At 66.5% G+C, this 18,314-nt stretch carries 24 protein-coding genes; 19 read left to right on the top strand and 5 right to left on the bottom strand.

Translation table 11 applies throughout. The annotated features are described in order from the left end of the window. A complete protein-coding gene (locus tag NMQ14_RS12940; protein ID WP_257096779.1) occupies nt 1-426 on the top strand; it encodes a DUF1320 domain-containing protein in 426 nt (141 codons plus the stop codon). A 9-nt stretch (nt 427-435) separates the two neighbouring features. After that, complete coding sequence (locus NMQ14_RS12935; RefSeq protein ID WP_257096777.1) at nt 436-1,023, top strand: DUF1834 family protein; 588 nt, start codon at nt 436-438, stop codon at nt 1,021-1,023. A gap of 30 nt (nt 1,024-1,053) precedes the next feature. On the opposite strand, the gene NMQ14_RS12930 is transcribed toward NMQ14_RS12935, so the two are convergent. Then, complete coding sequence (locus tag NMQ14_RS12930) at nt 1,054-1,296, bottom strand: hypothetical protein (protein WP_257096774.1); 243 nt, start codon at nt 1,294-1,296, stop codon at nt 1,054-1,056. 124 nt (nt 1,297-1,420) lie between these two features. On the opposite strand from NMQ14_RS12930, the gene NMQ14_RS12925 reads away from it, so the two are divergent. The 16 genes from NMQ14_RS12925 (at nt 1,421) to NMQ14_RS12850 (ending at nt 13,560) form a co-directional block, all read left to right on the top strand. Then, entirely contained in the window at nt 1,421-1,627 is a 207-nt protein-coding gene (locus NMQ14_RS12925; protein WP_257096772.1) for a hypothetical protein, read from the top strand. A 3-nt stretch (nt 1,628-1,630) separates the two neighbouring features. After that, nucleotides 1,631-3,055, top strand: a complete 1,425-nt coding sequence (locus tag NMQ14_RS12920) for a phage tail sheath C-terminal domain-containing protein (RefSeq protein ID WP_257096771.1) — start codon at nt 1,631-1,633, stop codon at nt 3,053-3,055. A 10-nt stretch (nt 3,056-3,065) separates the two neighbouring features. Next, nucleotides 3,066-3,440 carry a phage tail protein gene (locus NMQ14_RS12915; RefSeq protein ID WP_257096769.1) on the top strand — a complete coding sequence of 125 codons (375 nt, stop codon included), beginning with the start codon at nt 3,066-3,068 and terminating at the stop codon, nt 3,438-3,440. A gap of 6 nt (nt 3,441-3,446) precedes the next feature. Beyond that, on the top strand, nt 3,447-3,806 hold the full coding sequence (locus tag NMQ14_RS12910) for a hypothetical protein (RefSeq protein WP_257096767.1): 360 nt from the start codon (nt 3,447-3,449) through the stop codon (nt 3,804-3,806). Between the two features lie 181 nt (nt 3,807-3,987). After that, the gene (locus tag NMQ14_RS12905) at nt 3,988-5,838 is read left to right on the top strand and encodes a phage tail tape measure protein (RefSeq protein WP_257096765.1); all 1,851 of its coding nucleotides are present in this window, start codon (nt 3,988-3,990) and stop codon (nt 5,836-5,838) included. Further along, nucleotides 5,835-7,100 carry a DNA circularization protein gene (locus NMQ14_RS12900; protein ID WP_257096763.1) on the top strand — a complete coding sequence of 422 codons (1,266 nt, stop codon included), beginning with the start codon at nt 5,835-5,837 and terminating at the stop codon, nt 7,098-7,100. The genes NMQ14_RS12905 and NMQ14_RS12900 overlap by 4 nt, the downstream gene beginning before the upstream one ends. A gap of 26 nt (nt 7,101-7,126) precedes the next feature. Then, nucleotides 7,127-7,480 carry a hypothetical protein gene (locus NMQ14_RS12895; protein ID WP_257096761.1) on the top strand — a complete coding sequence of 118 codons (354 nt, stop codon included), beginning with the start codon at nt 7,127-7,129 and terminating at the stop codon, nt 7,478-7,480. After that, nucleotides 7,477-7,701 (top strand): hypothetical protein, encoded by a 225-nt coding sequence (locus NMQ14_RS12890; protein WP_257096759.1) that lies wholly within the window; start codon nt 7,477-7,479, stop codon nt 7,699-7,701. Before NMQ14_RS12895 ends, NMQ14_RS12890 begins: the two co-directional genes overlap by 4 nt. Next, nucleotides 7,694-8,827, top strand: coding sequence for a phage baseplate assembly protein (locus tag NMQ14_RS12885; RefSeq protein WP_257096757.1), 1,134 nt, complete (start codon nt 7,694-7,696; stop codon nt 8,825-8,827). Before NMQ14_RS12890 ends, NMQ14_RS12885 begins: the two co-directional genes overlap by 8 nt. A 14-nt stretch (nt 8,828-8,841) precedes the next feature. Next, nucleotides 8,842-9,384 (top strand): phage baseplate assembly protein, encoded by a 543-nt coding sequence (locus tag NMQ14_RS12880; RefSeq protein WP_257096755.1) that lies wholly within the window; start codon nt 8,842-8,844, stop codon nt 9,382-9,384. Between the two features lie 48 nt (nt 9,385-9,432). Beyond that, nucleotides 9,433-9,780 carry a phage GP46 family protein gene (locus tag NMQ14_RS12875; RefSeq protein ID WP_257096753.1) on the top strand — a complete coding sequence of 116 codons (348 nt, stop codon included), beginning with the start codon at nt 9,433-9,435 and terminating at the stop codon, nt 9,778-9,780. Further along, nucleotides 9,780-10,838: a baseplate J/gp47 family protein gene (locus tag NMQ14_RS12870; RefSeq protein ID WP_257096751.1), complete on the top strand. Its 1,059-nt coding sequence runs from the start codon at nt 9,780-9,782 to the stop codon at nt 10,836-10,838. The genes NMQ14_RS12875 and NMQ14_RS12870 overlap by 1 nt, the downstream gene beginning before the upstream one ends. Further along, entirely contained in the window at nt 10,835-11,392 is a 558-nt protein-coding gene (locus NMQ14_RS12865) for a YmfQ family protein (protein WP_257096748.1), read from the top strand. Before NMQ14_RS12870 ends, NMQ14_RS12865 begins: the two co-directional genes overlap by 4 nt. Before the next feature lie 11 nt (nt 11,393-11,403). After that, entirely contained in the window at nt 11,404-12,123 is a 720-nt protein-coding gene (locus NMQ14_RS12860; protein WP_257096746.1) for a phage tail protein, read from the top strand. A 12-nt stretch (nt 12,124-12,135) separates the two neighbouring features. Continuing rightward, entirely contained in the window at nt 12,136-12,633 is a 498-nt protein-coding gene (locus tag NMQ14_RS12855; protein ID WP_257096743.1) for a hypothetical protein, read from the top strand. A 132-nt stretch (nt 12,634-12,765) separates the two neighbouring features. Further along, nucleotides 12,766-13,560 (top strand): DNA adenine methylase, encoded by a 795-nt coding sequence (locus NMQ14_RS12850; protein WP_257096741.1) that lies wholly within the window; start codon nt 12,766-12,768, stop codon nt 13,558-13,560. A gap of 92 nt (nt 13,561-13,652) precedes the next feature. Here NMQ14_RS12850 and NMQ14_RS12845 read toward each other — a convergent pair whose 3' ends face one another. The 4 genes from NMQ14_RS12845 to NMQ14_RS12830 all read right to left on the bottom strand — a co-directional run bounded on the left by NMQ14_RS12845 (nt 13,653) and on the right by NMQ14_RS12830 (nt 17,405). Further along, a complete protein-coding gene (locus tag NMQ14_RS12845; protein WP_257096739.1) occupies nt 13,653-14,015 on the bottom strand; it encodes a BON domain-containing protein in 363 nt (120 codons plus the stop codon). A gap of 150 nt (nt 14,016-14,165) precedes the next feature. After that, complete coding sequence (locus NMQ14_RS12840) at nt 14,166-15,545, bottom strand: sigma 54-interacting transcriptional regulator (protein ID WP_257096737.1); 1,380 nt, start codon at nt 15,543-15,545, stop codon at nt 14,166-14,168. Continuing rightward, on the bottom strand, nt 15,542-15,958 hold the full coding sequence (locus tag NMQ14_RS12835) for a hypothetical protein (RefSeq protein WP_257096734.1): 417 nt from the start codon (nt 15,956-15,958) through the stop codon (nt 15,542-15,544). Before NMQ14_RS12835 ends, NMQ14_RS12840 begins: the two co-directional genes overlap by 4 nt. 40 nt (nt 15,959-15,998) lie before the next feature. Further along, on the bottom strand, nt 15,999-17,405 hold the full coding sequence (locus tag NMQ14_RS12830; protein WP_257096732.1) for a HAMP domain-containing sensor histidine kinase: 1,407 nt from the start codon (nt 17,403-17,405) through the stop codon (nt 15,999-16,001). Nucleotides 17,406-17,696: 291 nt separating this feature from the next. Here NMQ14_RS12830 and NMQ14_RS12825 point away from each other — a divergent pair, with 291 nt between their 5' ends. After that, complete coding sequence (locus NMQ14_RS12825; protein WP_257096730.1) at nt 17,697-18,302, top strand: polymer-forming cytoskeletal protein; 606 nt, start codon at nt 17,697-17,699, stop codon at nt 18,300-18,302. The last annotated feature ends 12 nt before the right edge of the window (nt 18,303-18,314 follow it).

Here is an 18,314-nt window from a genome sequence, read left to right as displayed (position 1 = left end):
ATGCCCTACGCCACCCCCACCCAGTTCGCGCTCGCCCTCGGCGAAAAAGAGACGGCAGCGCTCGCCGACCCAGAAGCCACCGGCACGCCGGTACTGGGCAGAATCGACTACGCCCTTACGCTGGCCAGCGCCGATATCGACGCCATCCTTGGTGATCGGGCTGCGGCGATCGCATCGGCTCAGCCCGCATTCTTGGAGGCAGCGTGCATCCACATCGCCCGCTGGCACCTCAGCGGCGCCGGCGCGATCGAGAATGACCCGATCACCGCGAAGCACGAGTACTACACACGGCTGCTGCGTGACATGGCGGATGGCGTCGTGGGCAACAGCGGTGGCGAATCGGGCGGCGGTTCGCCGCACTATGGCGACGTGCAGATCGTCTCGCCCGTGAATGCCAACCCGTTCAGCCGCGCCAACCGGCGCTGAGCCGCCGCGATGCTGATCTACGCTGACATCGAGGACGCGATCATCGCGCGCGTGAAAGCGGCGCAGACGGCGGGCGCGCTCGGTTACCGTCTGGCGCACATCGATAGCTACGGCGGAGAATTCGACGACGACACCTTCTGGACGAACTTCCGCAGCTTTCCTGCCGTATGGGTGACCATCGGTGGCGAGACAGTAGAGCGCCTGGGTCGCCGGGCCCGACGTGCCACGGTGCGCGGCGCGGTGATGGTCGGCACCCGAAGTGCGCGCGGCGAGCGGTTCGCCCGCATCGGTGTGACCGGAGAACCCGGCAGCTACCAGATCCTCGACGACGTGCGCCAGCTCGTGACCGGCTTCGGCCTGGTCGCCGAGTGCGAGGCCATCGAGCCGGGCCGGGTCACCACGCTGTACAACACCCGCGTTGGCCGCGACGGCCTCTCAGTGCTGGCGCTGGAGATTTCGACTCGATACGACTTCGAGGTACCCGATGTGGCGGCGGGTGACGCGCCGAACATCACAGAGATCGCACTGAACTACAGGCTGCAGCCGGGCGATGGCGCGGACGACGCACAGGATGTAGTGATCAACCCGACCGCGTAGGTGTCATGCGGGTCAATGGCCCGAAGGCTACTACTCGACCATCCCTGTGCCACGCCGACCGATGCCAATGAAGTTCCCGGTATTCTCGCAAAAGTCGATGCCGGTATCCGCGTAATACATCGGCTTGACCTGTTCGTCTGCAGGCTTCTCGTCGTCACCCGTCGTAGTCAGTGCAAAGCACACTAGGGGCCGGAAGAACGTCTTCCCCTCGTCTTCGAATACAGCATCCCAGCCTTCCGCCGGAATGATCTGAACGATTGTGTAGTTACTCATTTGCGCTCCTTTGAAGTTTCCAACATGAGATTACCACTGAAGGTATTCACCCCCTTCTGCCTTCGCGCGCGCGCGGACGATGTGGGCTCCTGCTCTGCAGAGTCACATCGCCCCGGAGGCGCCCATGTCCCAGACCACCGTCCGCGTCACCTGCGCACCCGAGCGCCTGGTGCCGCGCGAAACGAACCCACGCAAGCACTACCCCCCGGCCGGCGATGAGCCGGTCGAGATCGCGCGTACGCCGCACATCGAGCGCCTGCTCGTCACCGGCGACCTGATCGACGCCGACGTCAAGCCGGTTAAGTCGGCCCCCCCGAAAGCGAAGGGGTAACCGATGCCCAGCCCGAACGTCTCTTTCTCGCAAGTTCCCGGCAGCATCCGCACGCCCGGCACCTACATCGAATTCAACGCGCGCCTGGCGCTGCGCAACCTGCCGAATAACCGGCAGACCGTGCGGCTGATCGGCGGGCGCACCAGCTCAGGCACAGGGCTGGCCGGCGTGCCGACGCAGGTGTTCACCGACGCCGAGGCCGCCACTTACTTCGGCGCCGGCTCGCATCTGCACCTCATGGTGCGGGCGCTGCTCAAGGCGAACCCCTACGTTGATCTCACCGCGATCGCCGTCGACGACAACGGCGCCGGCGTGGCGGCGACCGGCACGGTGACCATCGCAGGCACCGCGACCAGCACCGGCACGCTCTCGGTCAAGATCGGTGCGCAGTCGGTCGATGTGCTGGTCGAGTCGGGTGACTTGCTCGCCGCGGTTGCTGCTGACCTGGTCGCAGCGATCACCGCGCGGCCGGATCTGCCTGTCACGGCCGCGGCAGTATCGGGCGTCGTCACGCTCACCGCGAAAAACAAGGGCACGACCGGAAACGACATCAAGGTATCGGCCACGCTGACCGGAGTCACCGGCGTCACGGCAACCGTGGTGGCGATGGCCAGCGGCGCGACGAACCCGGACATCGCGGCCACGCTCACCGCCATCCAGTCGGCGGGTGACGAGATTCTGGTGATGCCCTGGACGGACACGGGCAACCTCACGAAGCTGCGCGACCACCTCGAACTGGTGGGCAACGCACTTGAGCAGCGCGGCGCGATCGGCATCGTGGGTACGCATGCCACCTACGGCGCCGCAGTGGCGCTGGCCGCTGGCATCAACGACGAGCGCGTGCTCCTCGCATGGCTCCCCGGCAGCGCCTCGCTACCCTGGGAGACTGCCGCCGCGCTGGCTGCGATCGCGGCCTTCGAAGAAGATCCTGCGCGCCCGCTGAACGGCCTGGAACTGATCGGCCTGGACGTGCCGCCTATCGCCAGCCGCCCCGGTCGCACCGAAATCGAGAACTGCCTGCACAACGGCGTCACGCCGCTCAAAGTGAGCCCGGGCGAACGGGTGACGGTGGTGCGTGCCGTGTCGACCTACACGGTCAATGGCCAAGCGGTCGCCGACCCGGCCTGGCTCGACATCACCACGATCCGAACGCTCGACTACGTGCGCTTCAGCCTGCGCCAGCGCATCACTGCGCGATTCCCGCGCGAGAAGGCGACGGCGCGCGTGCTGCGCGATATCCGCAGCGAAGTCATCGACGTGCTGCTGCGCCTGGAAGACATCGAGATCGTGGAGAACGTGGCGGCCAACATTCCGGGCGTGATCGTCGAGCTCGACAGCGTCGAGGTCGGCCGGGTGAATGTCCGGGTGCCCACCGATGTCGTCAATGGCCTGCATGTCATCGCGGCTGTGATCGACCTGATCCTGTAAGGGGAACGACATGGCAGAAAAGTTTGCCGGTCATATCGTGCTGACCGTTGATGGCCGCGAGATCGAGGTGGTGTCGCTCAACGCCTCGCAGAACACCGGCCGCAAGCCGGTGATGACGATGAACCGCAAGAAGCGTGTGAGCGGCCACGCACGCGGCCTCACCACCTACGAGCTGTCGCTCGAAGTGGCGATCCCGATCGATGGCAGCGAGCCCGACTGGGCGGCGATCGAAGACGCGAAGATCACGCTGTATCCGGAGGGGCACGACGATCAGCGCGAGAGCTACTACGGCTGCGCCTGCACATCGGTGGGTGCGTCGTACCGGGTCGACGGCGAGGCGGTGCGCTCGCTGTCGATGTTCGCCCTCGACTACAAGCGGGAGTAGGCCAGCATGGATCTGATCACCGAAGAAGTGCCGCTGCAGTACGGCCTGGCGCCGTGGAGCGCCACGGCGAAGACGGTCGTGCTGCGCCAGGCCACGCTGCAGGACGTGTACGTCGCCGTGGCTGCGGTCGAGATGCCCGAGGACATGGCGGGCGCGGGCCGCATTGCGTACCAGATGGCGATCGACGACGCGCAGATCCTCGCGCAGGTCGATCGTGTCGACGGCAACGAGCCGCCCGAGGTGCGCCGCCTGGCGCAGCTCATCCACCCGGACGACATGTCGTCGCTGCGGGCAGCGTCCGAGGTCATCAAAAAAAAGCAGCGCGGCGAGAGCGAGCCCTCGCCGACACCCGAGCCGTCGAAGTAGCGCTGGTCGGGCGCGGCTTTCGGCTCGACGAGATCCGCGCGGCCGACCAGGCCACCATCGAAAGCTGGATCGGCTTGTTGACCCGCAAGGCCGGGCCTTTCGCAACGCCCGCTGCAGAGCCCGCGCCCACGCGCTCACGTAACTGGAAGAAGCGCCTGCACCAGAAGGCACCGCCCAAGCCATGACAGACCAGGTCATCAATCTCACGCTGCGCTACCGCGACGGTGGCAGCGCCAACGCCAAGCGCGCGCTGGAGACGGTTGAGCGCGCGCTCGCCGGCACCAGCCGCGAAGGCAAGGGCGCCGCGCAGCAGGCGGCGCGCGTGGTGGAGCAGTTTCGGAACCTGGGCAACCTGCGCCCCAACGAGCGCGTGCCGCGCTGGTTTCGCTCCATCGCAGTTGAAGCCGCCGCTGCCGCCGGAAAGATCGAGCAGCTCACGCGCGGCGTGGGCCGTTTCGTCGGCGCCTGGGGGCAAGGTGCAGCCGGCCTCGCCGCTGGCCGTGCAGTGCTGGCAGACCCGATCCGCCAGGGCTTCGACTACGACCGACAGTTGCGCAACGTCAGCAATACCGCGTACGCAGGCCAGAGCCTGGATGCTCGCCGTTCCGGCATGGCGCAGATCAACACTGGCGTGATGGCCGCGATTCGCGCCGGCGGCGGCACGCGTGAAGGCACGCTCGCCACCGTCGATCGACTGGTGGCCAGCGGTCAGTTCAATGCACCAGGCGCGCTGGCCGAGCTGCCGGCGCTCAACCGCTTCGGTACCGCCTCGGGCGCCGACACCGGCGCTCTGGCGGACATCGCCATCCGTGCCCGCCAGACCTTTGGCCTCGGCAGCACGAGCGACACGCTCGACATGGCCATGCGTGCCGGCCAGCTCGGCGGCTTCGAGCTGCGCGACATGGCCAAGTGGCTGCCGCAGCAGATGGCCGCGGCGAGCACGCTGGGCATGAAGGGTAGCGGCGACTTTGCCGCGCTGCTCGCGGCCAACCAGGCGGCCGTGGTCACGGCAGGTACGCGAGACGAAGCCGGCAACAACTTGGTGAACCTCCTCGCGAAAATCAACAGCCAGGACACGTCGAATGACGCGAAGAAGCTCGGTATCGACCTGTCGGGCTCGCTGGCTGCTGCGCGCGCGCGCGGCACCAACCCGCTCGATGCCTTTGTGAACCTTACGGATAAGATTGCCAGCCGCGACGGTCGATACGTTCAGGCACGCGACCAGGCGCGCAGCGCAACCGGTGACGATCAGCGCAACGCCATGAACTCGATGGCCGACCTGCTGCAAGGCAGCGCCATTGGCAAGATCGTGCAGGACCGGCAAGCCCTGATGGCGCTGGTCGGCATCTTGGGCAACCGCCAGAGCATGCAGGGCATCCGCGGGCAGCTTGGCAGTGCCGGCGGCACGGGTGACGCCGCCTTCGCGCTCATGGCCGAGTCGCCCAGCTACAAGGCCGAGCTGCTCGCTGCCGAGAAGGCGAACGCCATGCAGACCGCGCTCGACACCATCAACCCGTCGCTGGGCACGATGGCCGAACAGACGGCCGCACTGATCCAGCAGTTTCCCAACCTCAGTGCTGCAGTGCTTGCGACCACGACGGCGCTGACGGCCTTGGCCGCTGCCGCGGGTGTCGCGGCGGGCGTTGGCTTGCTGACGAAAGCGGGCGGCCTCGGTCGGGCCGCGGGTGCAGGTGCCGCAGCGGCCGGTACCGCCGGCAGGTTGCGCACGTTGGCCGCGCTCGCCGGCGGTATGCCGCTGGCAGCGTGGGGCGGCAGCGCGGCGACATTCGCAACGGCCGCGGGCGGCGTGGCCGGCGCAGGGCTGCTCGGTTATGGCGCGGGCACGCTCATCAATGAGGGCATCAATTGGGGCGCGTCGAAGATGGCCGGCGAAGACACGAGCCTCGGCTCGCTGCTGTACGACTTTCTGAATCAGGCCAAGGAGCCTGTGAAGGTCGAAGTGACGGTGGTCGACGGGAACATCGTCGCCGCGGTCAATGAGAAGAACAGCCGCGAGGCGCGTCGCCAATGAGCTGGGCCAATTCGCTCCAGGATGCGAGCTTTCGCGGCGTCGCCTTCGAAGTGCGCACCACGCGTGATGCCGTGCAGCGTGCGGTGGTGCAGTACGAGTTCCCGTACCGCGATGGTGCTCAACTCGATGACCACGGCGCGAGCCCACGGCAGATCGCCCTGACGGCCGTCATCTACGGCGAAGACTACGAGGAGCGCCTGGCCCAGCTGCTGTCGGCGCTCGATGCTGCCGGGCCGGGCGAGCTGGTGCATCCGGTATTCGGCGTCATCGCGCGTGCGCAGGTCGCCGACCGCGAGGTGACGCACGACGCCGAGTCGCCCGACGCGTGCGAGGTTTCGATCCGATTCATCGAGAGTGGCGAACCGGTTGTCTTCTTCGCGAAAGCGACCTCGCGGCAAGCCGCGCAGGTCGTGGCCACGCGCAGCCAGGCCGCGCGCGAGAGCGGCGTCGCTGCCTTCGGCAAGAACATGGAAGCGATCAAGCAGCGCCTCACCGCGCTGCGCGATCGCGTCGCGCTGATCGGCCAGCTCGATGCCATCACCAGTCAGATCCGCGGGCAGGTGCAGGGTGTGCTCACCGCCGGGCTTGATGCGCTCACGTTCCCGACCAGTTGGGCCACCGACATCACAACCTTGATCACCGGCGTGACCAACGCGCCCACGGCCACGCTTGATCGGCTGCGCGGCACGCTATCAGGCTGGTCGCTCATCCGCCGCGCCATCTTCCCGGCCGACGCACGATCAGGCGCGCTGGCCGTGCCCGTGGTGGCGCGCAGCTCTGTACCGGTGACGCAGCGCACCGACATCGCCGCCACAACACAGGCGCAGCTCGTGGCGCTCGACCTGGTGGAACGGGAGCGTGCCATCGCGCTGGCCGAGGCGGCGGGCGCGCTGCTCGAACTCGAGTCGGACGCAGCCACCCTCACGCCCGGCGATCTGGCCACCGTCGCCGCACAGACCCGTGAAGCACTGCAGGCGGCCATCGCAAGCGCCCGCCTCACGCTGCCGCTCGAAGACGCGCACGCCGTTGGCGAGGCGCTGCGCAACCTTGCTGCCGACGTGCAGGCCGCGGCCGAAGCCGTGATCATCACCCGCCCACCGCTCATCGAGCGCATTGCCCCGGCCACCGGCAACCTGCAGCTGCTCGCGCACTGGTGGTACGGCGACCACACACGGTGGGCCGAGCTTGCGCAGCTCAACCCGGATGTGGCCGGGCGGGTGTTTGTGCGGGCGGGTGAGCGGCTGAGTGCGTATGCACAATGATTTCGGGTGAACTGCAGACAACGGCCATGACCAAGCAACCCGAAGCGCGCGAATCTAACCGGCCGTTGGCTCTCACTTCGAGCGCAGTGTCAGGCTCCGCCTCGCGCGTGAGCTGCACCAGCGCGGGCATGCGCATAGATGCGGTGGACGCGGACGGCAACAGCGTGCTTCGCATCCACCTGTGGCGCGACCCCGAGGACTGCAACATGTGCGGAGCCCTGGGCTACCACTCGCACGCGGTGCCGTGGTACTGCGGCCCTGTGGCCGAAGGCGAAAGCGAGGGCGGCTACAAGACCGTTTGCGCGCGCTGCTATTGCCGCTGGGAGGCCTGGGATTCTTCCCTGCGGCATGCGGGGCCTAACGCAGAGGTGAGCCGATGACAAAAGCGCGACTCATGGCGGTCGGGGACGGCCGGGCCGCACATATGGCCTGGGAGGCCGTTCGTGGCGGCGAAAATGAATGTGATGCCGAGCGACGACTGGCCGCCGATGCGGAAGATGCATGCGTAGACATGGAAGCGTGGTGGGGCGGTTGGTTTGAACGCTCCGACGAGTGGCGAGACGAGATCGGCCACGAGTTGGATAACTCTTCGAATGACTGACGATCGCGTCTCACTGCTGCTCGCTGGCCATGCTCACGCCGACTGGCTCCGCTACGAGCTCGACAGCGATCTGCTGACGCCGGCGGACGCCTGGTCGGTGACGCTGGCGCTCGACCCTTCCGGCTCGATTCCCAAGGCAGTGCGCTCGGGCGAGCCTGCAGAGCTACGCGTGGGCGATGACCCGGTGACGGTCGGCCGGGTGGATTCCGTGCATCTGCGGAGCCGGCGCGGTGGCGTTGAACTGACCATCGACGGCCGCGACAACTCGGGCCAGTTGCTCGACTGCTCTGCACCGATTTTCACCGCGCAGAACCTGACGCTACCGGAGGTGGTGGCCAAGATCGTGAAGCCGCTAGGCATCACGAAGATCCGCATCGATGCGGATAACGCCCTGCGCCGCGAAAAGGTCAGCGTGGAGCCCGGTGACACCGCCTGGGATGCGCTTTCGCACGCGGCGGTGGCGAACGGATTGTGGCCGTGGTTCGAGCCCGATGGCACGCTGGTGGTCGGCGGCCCGGACTATTCGGCTGCGCCGGTGGCCACATTAATTTATGAGCCTGATGGGCGCGCGAACAACGTGCTGTCACTCGATCTCGAAGACAGCCTGGCGCTGTCGCACAGCGAGGTCACCGTGCTGGCGCAGACCCACGGCGGCGGCGAGTTGCGCCAGGCGCGTGCGGGTATCCGCGCCGGCTTCAACGATCCGAGCGTGCGCCACTATCGGCCCCGCGTGGTTGTCGACCATGAGTCGGACACCACTGCGCACGCGCAAGAGCGCGCCCGAAAGCTCACGTTGGATTCACGCCTGGTGCGCTGGGAGCTGCGCGCCACGGTGCCGGGTCACCGCATCAACGCGCCCGGTCAGCCTGCGCACAGCCAGCCCTGGCGGCCGGGCATGCGAGTGGCAGTGCGCAGCGCGTTGTATGGCCTTCAGGGAATCTACTTTCTGATGGCGCGCACGATGACCGGCGGGCGAGGCCTGCCGACGCAGACCGTACTGACGCTGAAGGAAGACGGCGTGTGGATCGTCAACGCGCACCCGCACAAGCGTCGCCATCGGCGCGGCCGCAACGCGGTGCCCGGCGCAGTGCTCGACATATCGAATCAGCCGGAGGCCGCCCAGTGACGCCGGTGGATGTCATGCGCCGCGAAATTTCCCGCGCCCTGTCGGGCATGCGCCAAGCGTTTCGCGGCGTGGTAGGCAGTTACCGCCACCGCGCTGCCGGGCCGATGCTGGCCCGTGCCGAAGGCCTCGCCGACGAGCAGCTTGTCGACGTCGAGATCATGCAGCAGGCCGGGCTGGTGAGCGGCCTGCCGGCTGGCACACCGGTCATCGTGCTGCCGATCGGCGGCAAGACGGCGCAGTCGGTGATCATCGCGAGTGAGCACGGCACGTATCGCGTGCAGGTCGCGCCAGGGGAAGTGGCGCTCTACCACCTCACCGAGCCCAACTGCAGCGTGCACTTGAAGGCAGGCCGCATCGTCGAGTTGAAGTGCGACAAGTTCGAAATTTCAGCCGACACCGAAGTGACGATCACCGCGCCGATCCTGCGCGTGAGCGACGACATCGAGGTGCGCTCCGCCGGCGCGCCATACAGCGTGAATGCATTCCTCGCGGCCTACAACGGTCACAAGCACACGGAAACCGGTTCGATTACGACCGGGCCAGACAGCACCGTATGAAGCCCTTCACCCTGCGCCAGCCACGCGCGCGCGCGTAACGTCCGCCCCATGCAACCGCGCATCACACCCTCTACCGGCCAGTACGACGGCACCCGCATCAACCACCTCGGCAACGCGGTGTGGCTGCGCATCATGACGCCGCTCGGTAGCTGGTGGGCGCGGCCTGAGGTGGGGTCTCGCCTGCACGAACTGCAGCGGCAGAAGGCCCTGCCACGCATCGCGGTGCTGGCCGAGCAGTACGCCGAGTCTGCGCTGGCTGACCTGGTGCGCGACGGCCGGGCGCAGTCGGTATCGGCGCGAGCACAGATCAACGGCGGGCGCCTCGATCTGAACGTCGAGGTGATCGACAGCACCGGTCGCCAATGGTCTTACCCCTTCACGCAGGTGCTCCACTGATGGCGATCGCACTGCCCAGCTTCGAGGACGTGCGCGACGCGCTGCTGCGCGATGTTCGCGCGCAGCTCGTCGACGCGGACGTCTCGGTCGACTCTGACTGGTACGTGCGCGCCGCGGCGGTGGCCAGCGCAATCACCGGGCTCTACCAGCACCAGGCGTGGATCGCACGCCAGATTCTGCCGGACACGGCCGACACCGAATACCTGGAGCGCTGGGCGTCGCTGTTCGGCCTGCAGCGCCTGCCGGCGTCGAACGCGACCGGCACGCTGCGAATCACCGGGCTGGCGGGCAGCGTGATCGCAGCCGGGCTTGAGGTACAGACTGCCGCAGGCACACGTTACCTGCTCACCGCAGGCGGCACGATTGGTGGTGGAGGCACGATCGATGTGCCGATTGAAGCAGTGGCGGCTGGCGCGGCCGGCAATCTCTCAGGCGCAGCCACCCTCACGATCAGCGCGCCGCCCGCCGGCGTGCAGGTCAACGCACTGCTGGTTGCTGACCTCACCGGCGGTGCCGACATCGAGCTCGACGCTGCACTGCTCGCGCGCCTGCTGCGCCGCATCCAGAACCCGCCGCACGGTGGCGCGGCACACGACTACCAGGCATGGGCACTCGAAGTGCCCGGCGTCGCCGGCGCCTGGGTGCTGCCTCTGCGTCGGGGGATCGGGTCTGTCGACGTGGCCATCATGGCAGTCGGCGGCTTGCCCAGCCCGTCGCTGGTGGCCGATGCACAGGCCTACATCGACGCGCGGCGACCGGTTACAGCGGATTGCATCGTGATTGCACCGGCCGCCGTGCCTGTTGCGGTTACCGCGGCGCTGGTGCTCTCCGGCACGACACTGATCACCGCCACCGCGCAGATCAACCAGGCACTGGCCGAATACTTCGCCGCCTTGCCGCCCGGCGGCACGGTGGTGCGCACCCGCATTGCTGCGTTGATTGCGGACACCGCCGGCGTCACCGACTTCACGCTCGCCGCTCCGGCCGCGAACGTGACGACCCTCGCGAACAGCGTTTCGGTGCAGATCCCGACCTTGGGCACGGTGACCATCACATGAATCACGCCGAGCTGCTGCGCCTACTGATGCCCGCGCCGTACGACCTCGACGGCGATCGCCTCGCGGCCGAGCTGGACGCGGAAGCGCGCGTGCTCGACGCCGCGCAGGCACAGGCCGGCATCCTGCTTACGGAGTCGGACCCACGCACGACGGCAGCACTACTGCCCGACTGGGAGCGCGTCACCGGACTGCCCGATACCTGCCTGGGTGCCGGTCAGAGCTTCGCCGAGCGCCGCGACCAGGTCGTGCAGCGCATCACCGCGCAGGGCGGTGGAACGCCGGCGTACTTCGTGCAGCTCGCGGCACGCATGGGTTACGCAATCACCGTGACGGAGTTCGAGGTGCACACGTGCGAAGACTATTGCGAGGCGCCGCTGCTGGATGAGGTCTGGCGGCTCGCGTGGCAGGTGACCAGCGCGCTCGACACCATCCGCGACTTCACGGCCGAAGACGACGCCGACACTCCACTGCGCGTGTGGGGAAACGAACGCCTCGAATGCGGACTGAGCCGGTACGCGCCAGCACATGGCACGTTGATATTCGCTTACCAGTAGGAGCCTGAACCATGCAACGCGTTACCCGATCCACCGCGGCTGTTGCACTACCCGCTCCACCGGCCGGCGCGGGGTCGCCCGGCTTCTTCACCGGCGGCAATCCGGGCACCGGTACGCCGGCCACCGTGCCGGGCTTCGAGTGGTTCAACGGCGTGCAGGAAGAGCTCATGTACGTCATCGAGCAGGCCGGCCTGACGGGATCTGCCACGGATCACACGAAGCTGCGGCAGGCGATCCAGGCACTTGTTGCCGCCGGTACCGTACCCACCGGCGCCATCGTGTCGTTTCCCGCCACCGCTGCGCCGGCTGGATGGTTGAAGGCCAATGGTGCTCTGCTCTCGCGGGCCACCTATGCTGGCCTCTGGGCGTTCGCGCAGGCCTCGGGGAACATCGTCAGCGATGCGTCGTGGTCGGCCCGCCCCGGTTCTTTTTCAACGGGCGACGGAAGTACGACGTTTCGCGTTCCCGACTTCCGTGGCCTGTTCCTCCGTGGTCACCACGACGGCTCCGCAAGCTACGAGAGCAACACGGGTATTGCGCTGGGGCAGTTCCGAGACTCGCAGAACAAGGCGCATACGCATGCGTATAACACATCGAACAACACCGCGGGCGGCACCGGCATACCCGCTGCGTCGAACGGCTCAGTAGGGTTTTCGAGCACGACGGATTCAAGTGGCTCGACTGAAGGCTTCCCGCGCCATGTCCTCGAACTTTTCTGCATCAAGTATTGAGTGAGGCTCGCAATGATCATCTATCACTACAACCCTGATAACGGACGCCTCGTTGGCATCGGTGAAGCCGACCCGGACCCGCTGGATGCTGATGCGTGGCTCCTGCCTGCCTATGCGACAACCGAAGAGCCGCCGACGCCGGCTGAAGGCTATTACGCAGCGTGGCTTGATGGCGAATGGCGCCTGGTCGAGGAGCCCGAACCCGAGCCGGAGCCCGAAGCGGAAACACCGCTGCAGATACAGGTTCGTCTCGCCGCGGCGATTCAGACGCACCTTGATGCGCAGGCACGGGCAATGTCTTACGACTCGATCTACACGGCCGTTACCTACGCCGAAGAGCCGATCGTCCCGAGGTTTCAGCTCGAAGGTGCCGCGCTGCGCGCTTGGCGCAGCCTTGTCTGGGACTACGGTTATGGCGTGCTTGCCGCGGTGATCGCAGCAGAACGTGCAGTGCCGACCGCAGAGGATCTGATCGCCGAACTGCCGGTATTCGTACCGCCAGTCGTTTAGAAGAGAGACGGCGCGGCAAGTGGCGTGCGCTAACACGCTACCGGCCGCCCTAAGCAGGGCTGAGCCTGCGTCGAGCCAAGGCGCCGCCACCGTGATCACGGCGGAGCAAGGCTATCACGCACGGAGTGCACCATGACAGCAGCCCCGATCATCCCTTGGCTGGGCGGCAAGCGCCGCCTCGCCGAACGCCTTATCCCGCTCTTTCCACAACACGAATGCTATGTAGAACTGTTCTGCGGCGGCGCCGCGCTCTACTTCCTCCGCCCGATGCCGGCGCGCGTCGAAGTCATCAATGACATCAACGGCGAATTGGTCAATCTGTACCGGGTGGTGCAGCATCACCTTGAAGAGTTCGTCCGGCAATTCAAGTACGCGCTCAGCAGCCGGCAGGTGTTCAAGTGGCTGCAGGCGCAGCCAGTCGAGCCACTCACGGATATCCAGCGAGCCGCTCGCTTTTTCTATCTCCAGCACCATGCGTTCGCCGGCAAGGTCGATGGTCAGTCGTTCGGTACTGCGACCACCGCACCGACTGTCAATTTGCTGCGGATCGAGGAGAACCTGTCGTCGGCGCACCTCCGCCTGGCTGGCGGGACAACCGTCGAGAACCTGCCGTGGCGTGACTGCCTGCAGCGTTACGACCGACCGCACACCTTCTTCTATGCGGATCCACCGTACTGGCAGACCGAGGGCTATGGCGTCCCGTTTGGATGGCAGGAATACGTCGATCTGGCAGTAGCCATGCGCACATGCAAGGGGCGTGTGATGCTGTCCATCAACGATCACCCGGACATCCGCGCAGCGTTTGAAGGTCTGCAGATGCTCGACCTCGGCATCACGTACAGCGTCGCCAACAAGCACGGCGCGCAGGCCGAGAGTCGCGAGCTCGTTATAACGAACTACACGCCGGGCGAAGGTGGGCTTTTCTAACGGGCAGGTAGGCCGGAACGGTCAGTGCCAAATCCCGCGCAAATCAGTGCCAAATCGGTCGCGCGGTTACAGCGAAGCGGAAAAAGTCACTTTCACGCCGAGTCGCCAGGGTGTTCGTCTGCCACGGCCAGCGCATTGTCGATCCGCCTCACGCCGGCGACTGACAAGGCGGTCTGCAGTACGCGGGCGAGTTGCGCCGCATCGCGCACGGTACCGGAGAGGGTCACATCGCCGGCGCTCGACGACACCGCAACGTCAATGCCGTCGAGCGCGCGGTCTGCCCGAAAGGCCACCTGGATGGCGTTCTGCAAAGAGTGATCAACATCTTCGGTGGCCGGCTCGCGCGCCTGCAGGCGCGCGGCACCCACCAGACCGGCAGCCTGGGTCGGCGAGCAGATCGAATAGGCGATGGCCGTGGTGGTCAGTACGGTGACGATGCGCTGTCGGGTGATCATGAGGTTTCCTCCATGTAGTCGGGTCGTGTAGCTGGAACGCCTGCCTGATCCTCAAGCAGATGTCGCGCCAACTCGTTCTTCCTTTTTTAATCAGTTTATTGCCGCTGCGCGTTGCGACTGCGGCGTCGCCCTGAGGCGACACCGCGGCGGTCAGCCGTGGCGGCCGAGCGCCGCATCCGCCACGTCGTTGCGGAACAGGACCGGATCAAGTCCGCAGCGTTGCAGCAGCCGGTAGAACTCGGTGCGGTTGCGTCCGGCGATGCGCGCCGCATCGCTCACGTTGCCGGCCGTGAGCTTGAGCAACTGCACCAGATAGTTGCGTTCGAAGCGCTGTTTGGCTTCGGCATAGCCAAGCGCTTCCATGGGCTTCACGCGCAACGCACGGTCGACCAGCGCGCGCGGTACAAGTGCCGTGGTGGCCAGTGCGCACGCCTGTTCGACCACGTTCTGCAGCTGGCGCACATTGCCGGCCCAGCTCGCCGTTACCAGCGCTTCGAGCGCATCGGGTGCGAAGCCGGACAGAGGTTTGCCGTACTTCTTCGCCAGCGTGCGCAGGAAGTGATCGGCGAGCAGCGGGATGTCTTCCCGCCGCTCGTCAAGCGACGGCAGCATCAGGCTCACGACATTGATGCGGTAATAGAGGTCTTCGCGGAACTGACCCTGATCGAGCGCGGCGTCGAGGTCGCAATGGGTTGCCGACACGATGCGCACGTCGATCGGCTCAGCCTGCGTCGCACCCACCGGGCGCACTGCGCGTTCCTGCAGCACACGCAGCAGCTTCACCTGCAGCGCCAGCGGCATGTCCCCGATCTCGTCGAGAAACAGCGTACCGCCGTGCGCCGCTCGGAACAGGCCGGTATGGCGCACGGTCGCGCCGGTGAAGGCGCCCCGCTCGTGGCCGAACAGTTCGGATTCGAGCAGCGCTTCGGGAATCGCACCGCAGTTGATCGCAATGAAAGGTTCTGCCGCGCGCGGGCTGGCGCGATGGATGGCACGCGCCAGCAACTCCTTCCCGGTGCCGCTCTGGCCGCGGAGCAGCACGCTGGCGTCGGACGCCGCGATCAGTCGCGCTTCATCGAGCAGCGTGTGCATGCGCGCACTGTGGCTGATCAGGTCAGCGCGCCAGGCTTCGTCGATGGCGGCGCTTGCGCCGGGCGGTGTCGCATGCTCGAGTGCGCGCGAAATCTGCGCCAGCAGCACCGCGCTGTCGAAAGGTTTGGTCAGATAGCCGGCGACGCCTTGCGAAGTCGCTTCGACGGCGTCCGGAATCGTGCCGTGTGCGGTCAGCAGGATGACCGGCAGCGTCGGATGTTGATGTCGGATGTCGCCGAACAGCGACAGGCCATCGCGGTCCGGCAGACGCACATCGCACACCACGAGACTGAAGCGTTCTACCGCCAGCCGCAACAAAGCTGCCTCGGCTGTCTCTGCTGTGCTGACCGCATAGCCGCTGGCCTTGAGCCGCATCGACAGCAGTCGCAACAGGCCCGTATCGTCGTCAACAATTAGCAGCCGGTGCGCTCCGCTCATCGTGCCAGCGCCCGCTTGGGTGTGCGGGCCGGCGACGTGCGCTCAATATCGGCCAGCGCATCGATCTTGCGCTGCAGCTCGTCGGTGCGCAGCTGGCTGTCCTTCAACTGCTGGTTCGTGCGCTCTGCCAGCTGGACGAGCCGCTGTCGCTCATTGATCTGGTCGAGCAGGGTGCGCGCGTACGGATGCTGCGCGCGTGACGCATCGTCCGTTGCCGCCAGCAAGGTTTCGAGCATTGCCTTCGCGCGGGCTGCATTGCCGGTGCGCGGGTGTGCGGCCTGCATGGCTTGCTGCAGCGGCGATGGCGCGACCGGCTGCACGATCACCACAGGCGAGAGCGGCACCGAGTCAGGTACTTCGGTGGTGGGTGATGATCGTGTCGCCGCACAGCCGCCCAACAGCGCGGCGAGCATGAGCAGGTATGCGAATGGAAGCGCGGAACCGCGGGCGGGGTCAGACGGCTTGAGGTGCATGAGGCAGTTCTATCCTGAAATGGGCGCCACGTTCGGCCGGCATCACGCGCGCCGTGCCGCCGTGGGCGGCGATGAATTCGCGCACGATGGCCAGACCGAGGCCATTGCCCTTGTCCGGACGCGGTGCGCGGCGGGTGCCGCGGAAAAACGGTTCGAAGATTCGATCAACCTCGTCCGGCGCAACACCCGGCCCTTCATCGATGCAGTCGATGCGGGCGGTCTGTTCATCGGCGCTCAACTCAAGCCGGACCGTACCGCCATGCGGGCTGAACGCGATGCCGTTGCTGACCAAGTTGCACAGCGCGATGCGCAACTTGGCGGCGTCGCCGCGCACCGGCGGCGCATAGCCCGACACGTTGATCTGCACGTCCTTGACATTGGCCTGCAGCTTGAGGTCTGCGGTAACGTCGCGCACCAGCGCACGCAAGGCGGTCGGGCGCAGGTCGAGGTGCTGTGCATCAAATTGCGTGGCGTTGTAGCCGATCAGCTGCTCGATGCGTTCCTGCAGGGCGCGCGCATTGGTGTCCAGGATGCGGCTCACTTCCAGCTGTTCCACGTTCAGGCCGCCGAGCACGCCGTCCTGCATCAGCGCGATCCCCTCGCGCAGCGAAGCGAGTGGCGTCTTCAGTTCGTGCGAAACATGACGCAGAACCCGGTTGCGGTGCCTTTCGAGCTCGGCCATGCGCTGCCGCAGCCATTCCAGTCGGTCTCCGAGCCGACGCAGGTCGGCCGGACCGCTGACCGCCACCGGCGCCGCAAAGCTCCCTTCACCCAGTCGTGTGATCGCGCGTTCGACGTGTTTGAGCGGTCGCAATATCCACCAGCCGATGGCCAGCGCCAGCAACACCGCGAGCACCACGGCCGCCAGCACCTGCAGCGCGAGCCGGTCACGATTGCGTTCCAGCGTATCGAGCAGCGTGGTGTTGCGTTGGTCGATATGGCCGCGGACTGCGGCCGCCAGCCTGTCGTTGAAGCTGGCCAGATCCGATTCAGCATCGACCGCGTCCGACGAGGGCGCCGACAGATCGAATCCGGCCGCGAGCCGGGCGGCACGTTCGCGCCATTGCGTCGCGGCGGCGGCATCTGGCAATTCGGCTTCGATATCGACCAGAGCAGTCTGCGCCTGTTCGTAGGCCCCATCGAAGCGTTCGCGCAGCGCCGGTTCGTGCAGCACCGCATACTGGCGCGCACTGCGCTCCATATCGGCGCTGCGTTCGTCGATCTGCTGCATGGCAGCCGACAGCTTGAGCGCACTGGCGCCCGCCTGCCGGCTGGCAAGCGCGAAATCCTGGAGCATCACCCAGCCACTGCCGGCCGCGGCGCCCAGCGTGCCGGCGATCAGCAGCACGGTGATGAGAAGGGTGCTGCGGAAGGAGAGATGCGGCATGCGCGGACGGAGTGGGGCCAAGATGGAGCAGCGAGTCTAGGGAGGGCGCAAAGCCCGTGCGGTAAGCCGTCGTAAGCAAATGCAAAATAAAGTAAATGGCGAATGCATTGGCTGCCGCCCCGTTCGCAAGCGGCGTGTCGTGCCGCGGCGACAGTCAATGCGCGATTTCGGGCGTCCGCTTGCTCTACGCAGCACCAACCCATTGAAATGATGGCCTTATTTATGCCGGCACGAGCATTGCTGAGTACTGTCGGGCACCGCTTCGATGGCCCGATCATTCAAGGAGAACGCATGTTCAACAGCAAACCCGGTCCGTATCCGAAACCCGCCGAAAACCAGACTGGCCGTACCTTGCGGCCGGGCGGACAATCGTCCTTGTCAGGTGGCCTGTCGGCCACGCAGTCCGGCAGCGCACCGGCGGTGTCGCTGCCTGGCGACACACCGGCCGCACTCACCGCCACGCCCGCCGCGCGTGAAGCGGCCAGTGCGGGTTCGACCGAGCAAGGCAGCCGCCTCATCGTCGGACCGGATGTGAAGCTCAAGGGCGCGGAAATTCTCGACTGCGACACGCTGGTGGTGGAAGGCCGCGTCGAGGCGACGATGGACAGCCGGGTCATCCGCATTGCCGAGCACGGCGCGTACTCGGGTACGGTGGGCATCGACATCGCCGAAATCCACGGTCACTTCGATGGCGAACTGACCGCGCGCCAGCGGCTCATCGTCCACGCGACCGGCCGGGTCAGCGGCAAGATCCGCTACGGCTCGATCCTGATCGAGGAAGGCGGGGAAATATCGGGCGACGTGAAATCGCTGAGCGCCGCAGGCAAGGACGCTTCGCGGCCGGCAAAGGAAGTGCCGGCGGACGAGCGCCGGGTGCTGAGCGCGCTCGCGGGCTGAAACGACAAGCCG

It is taken from the genome of Methyloversatilis sp. XJ19-13 (genome assembly GCF_024580155.1).
In the GTDB taxonomy this organism is placed as follows: Bacteria; Pseudomonadota; Gammaproteobacteria; order Burkholderiales; family Rhodocyclaceae; genus Methyloversatilis.
Note: the sequence above shows the minus strand (reverse complement) of the source record. Positions and strands in the feature narration are given on the sequence as shown.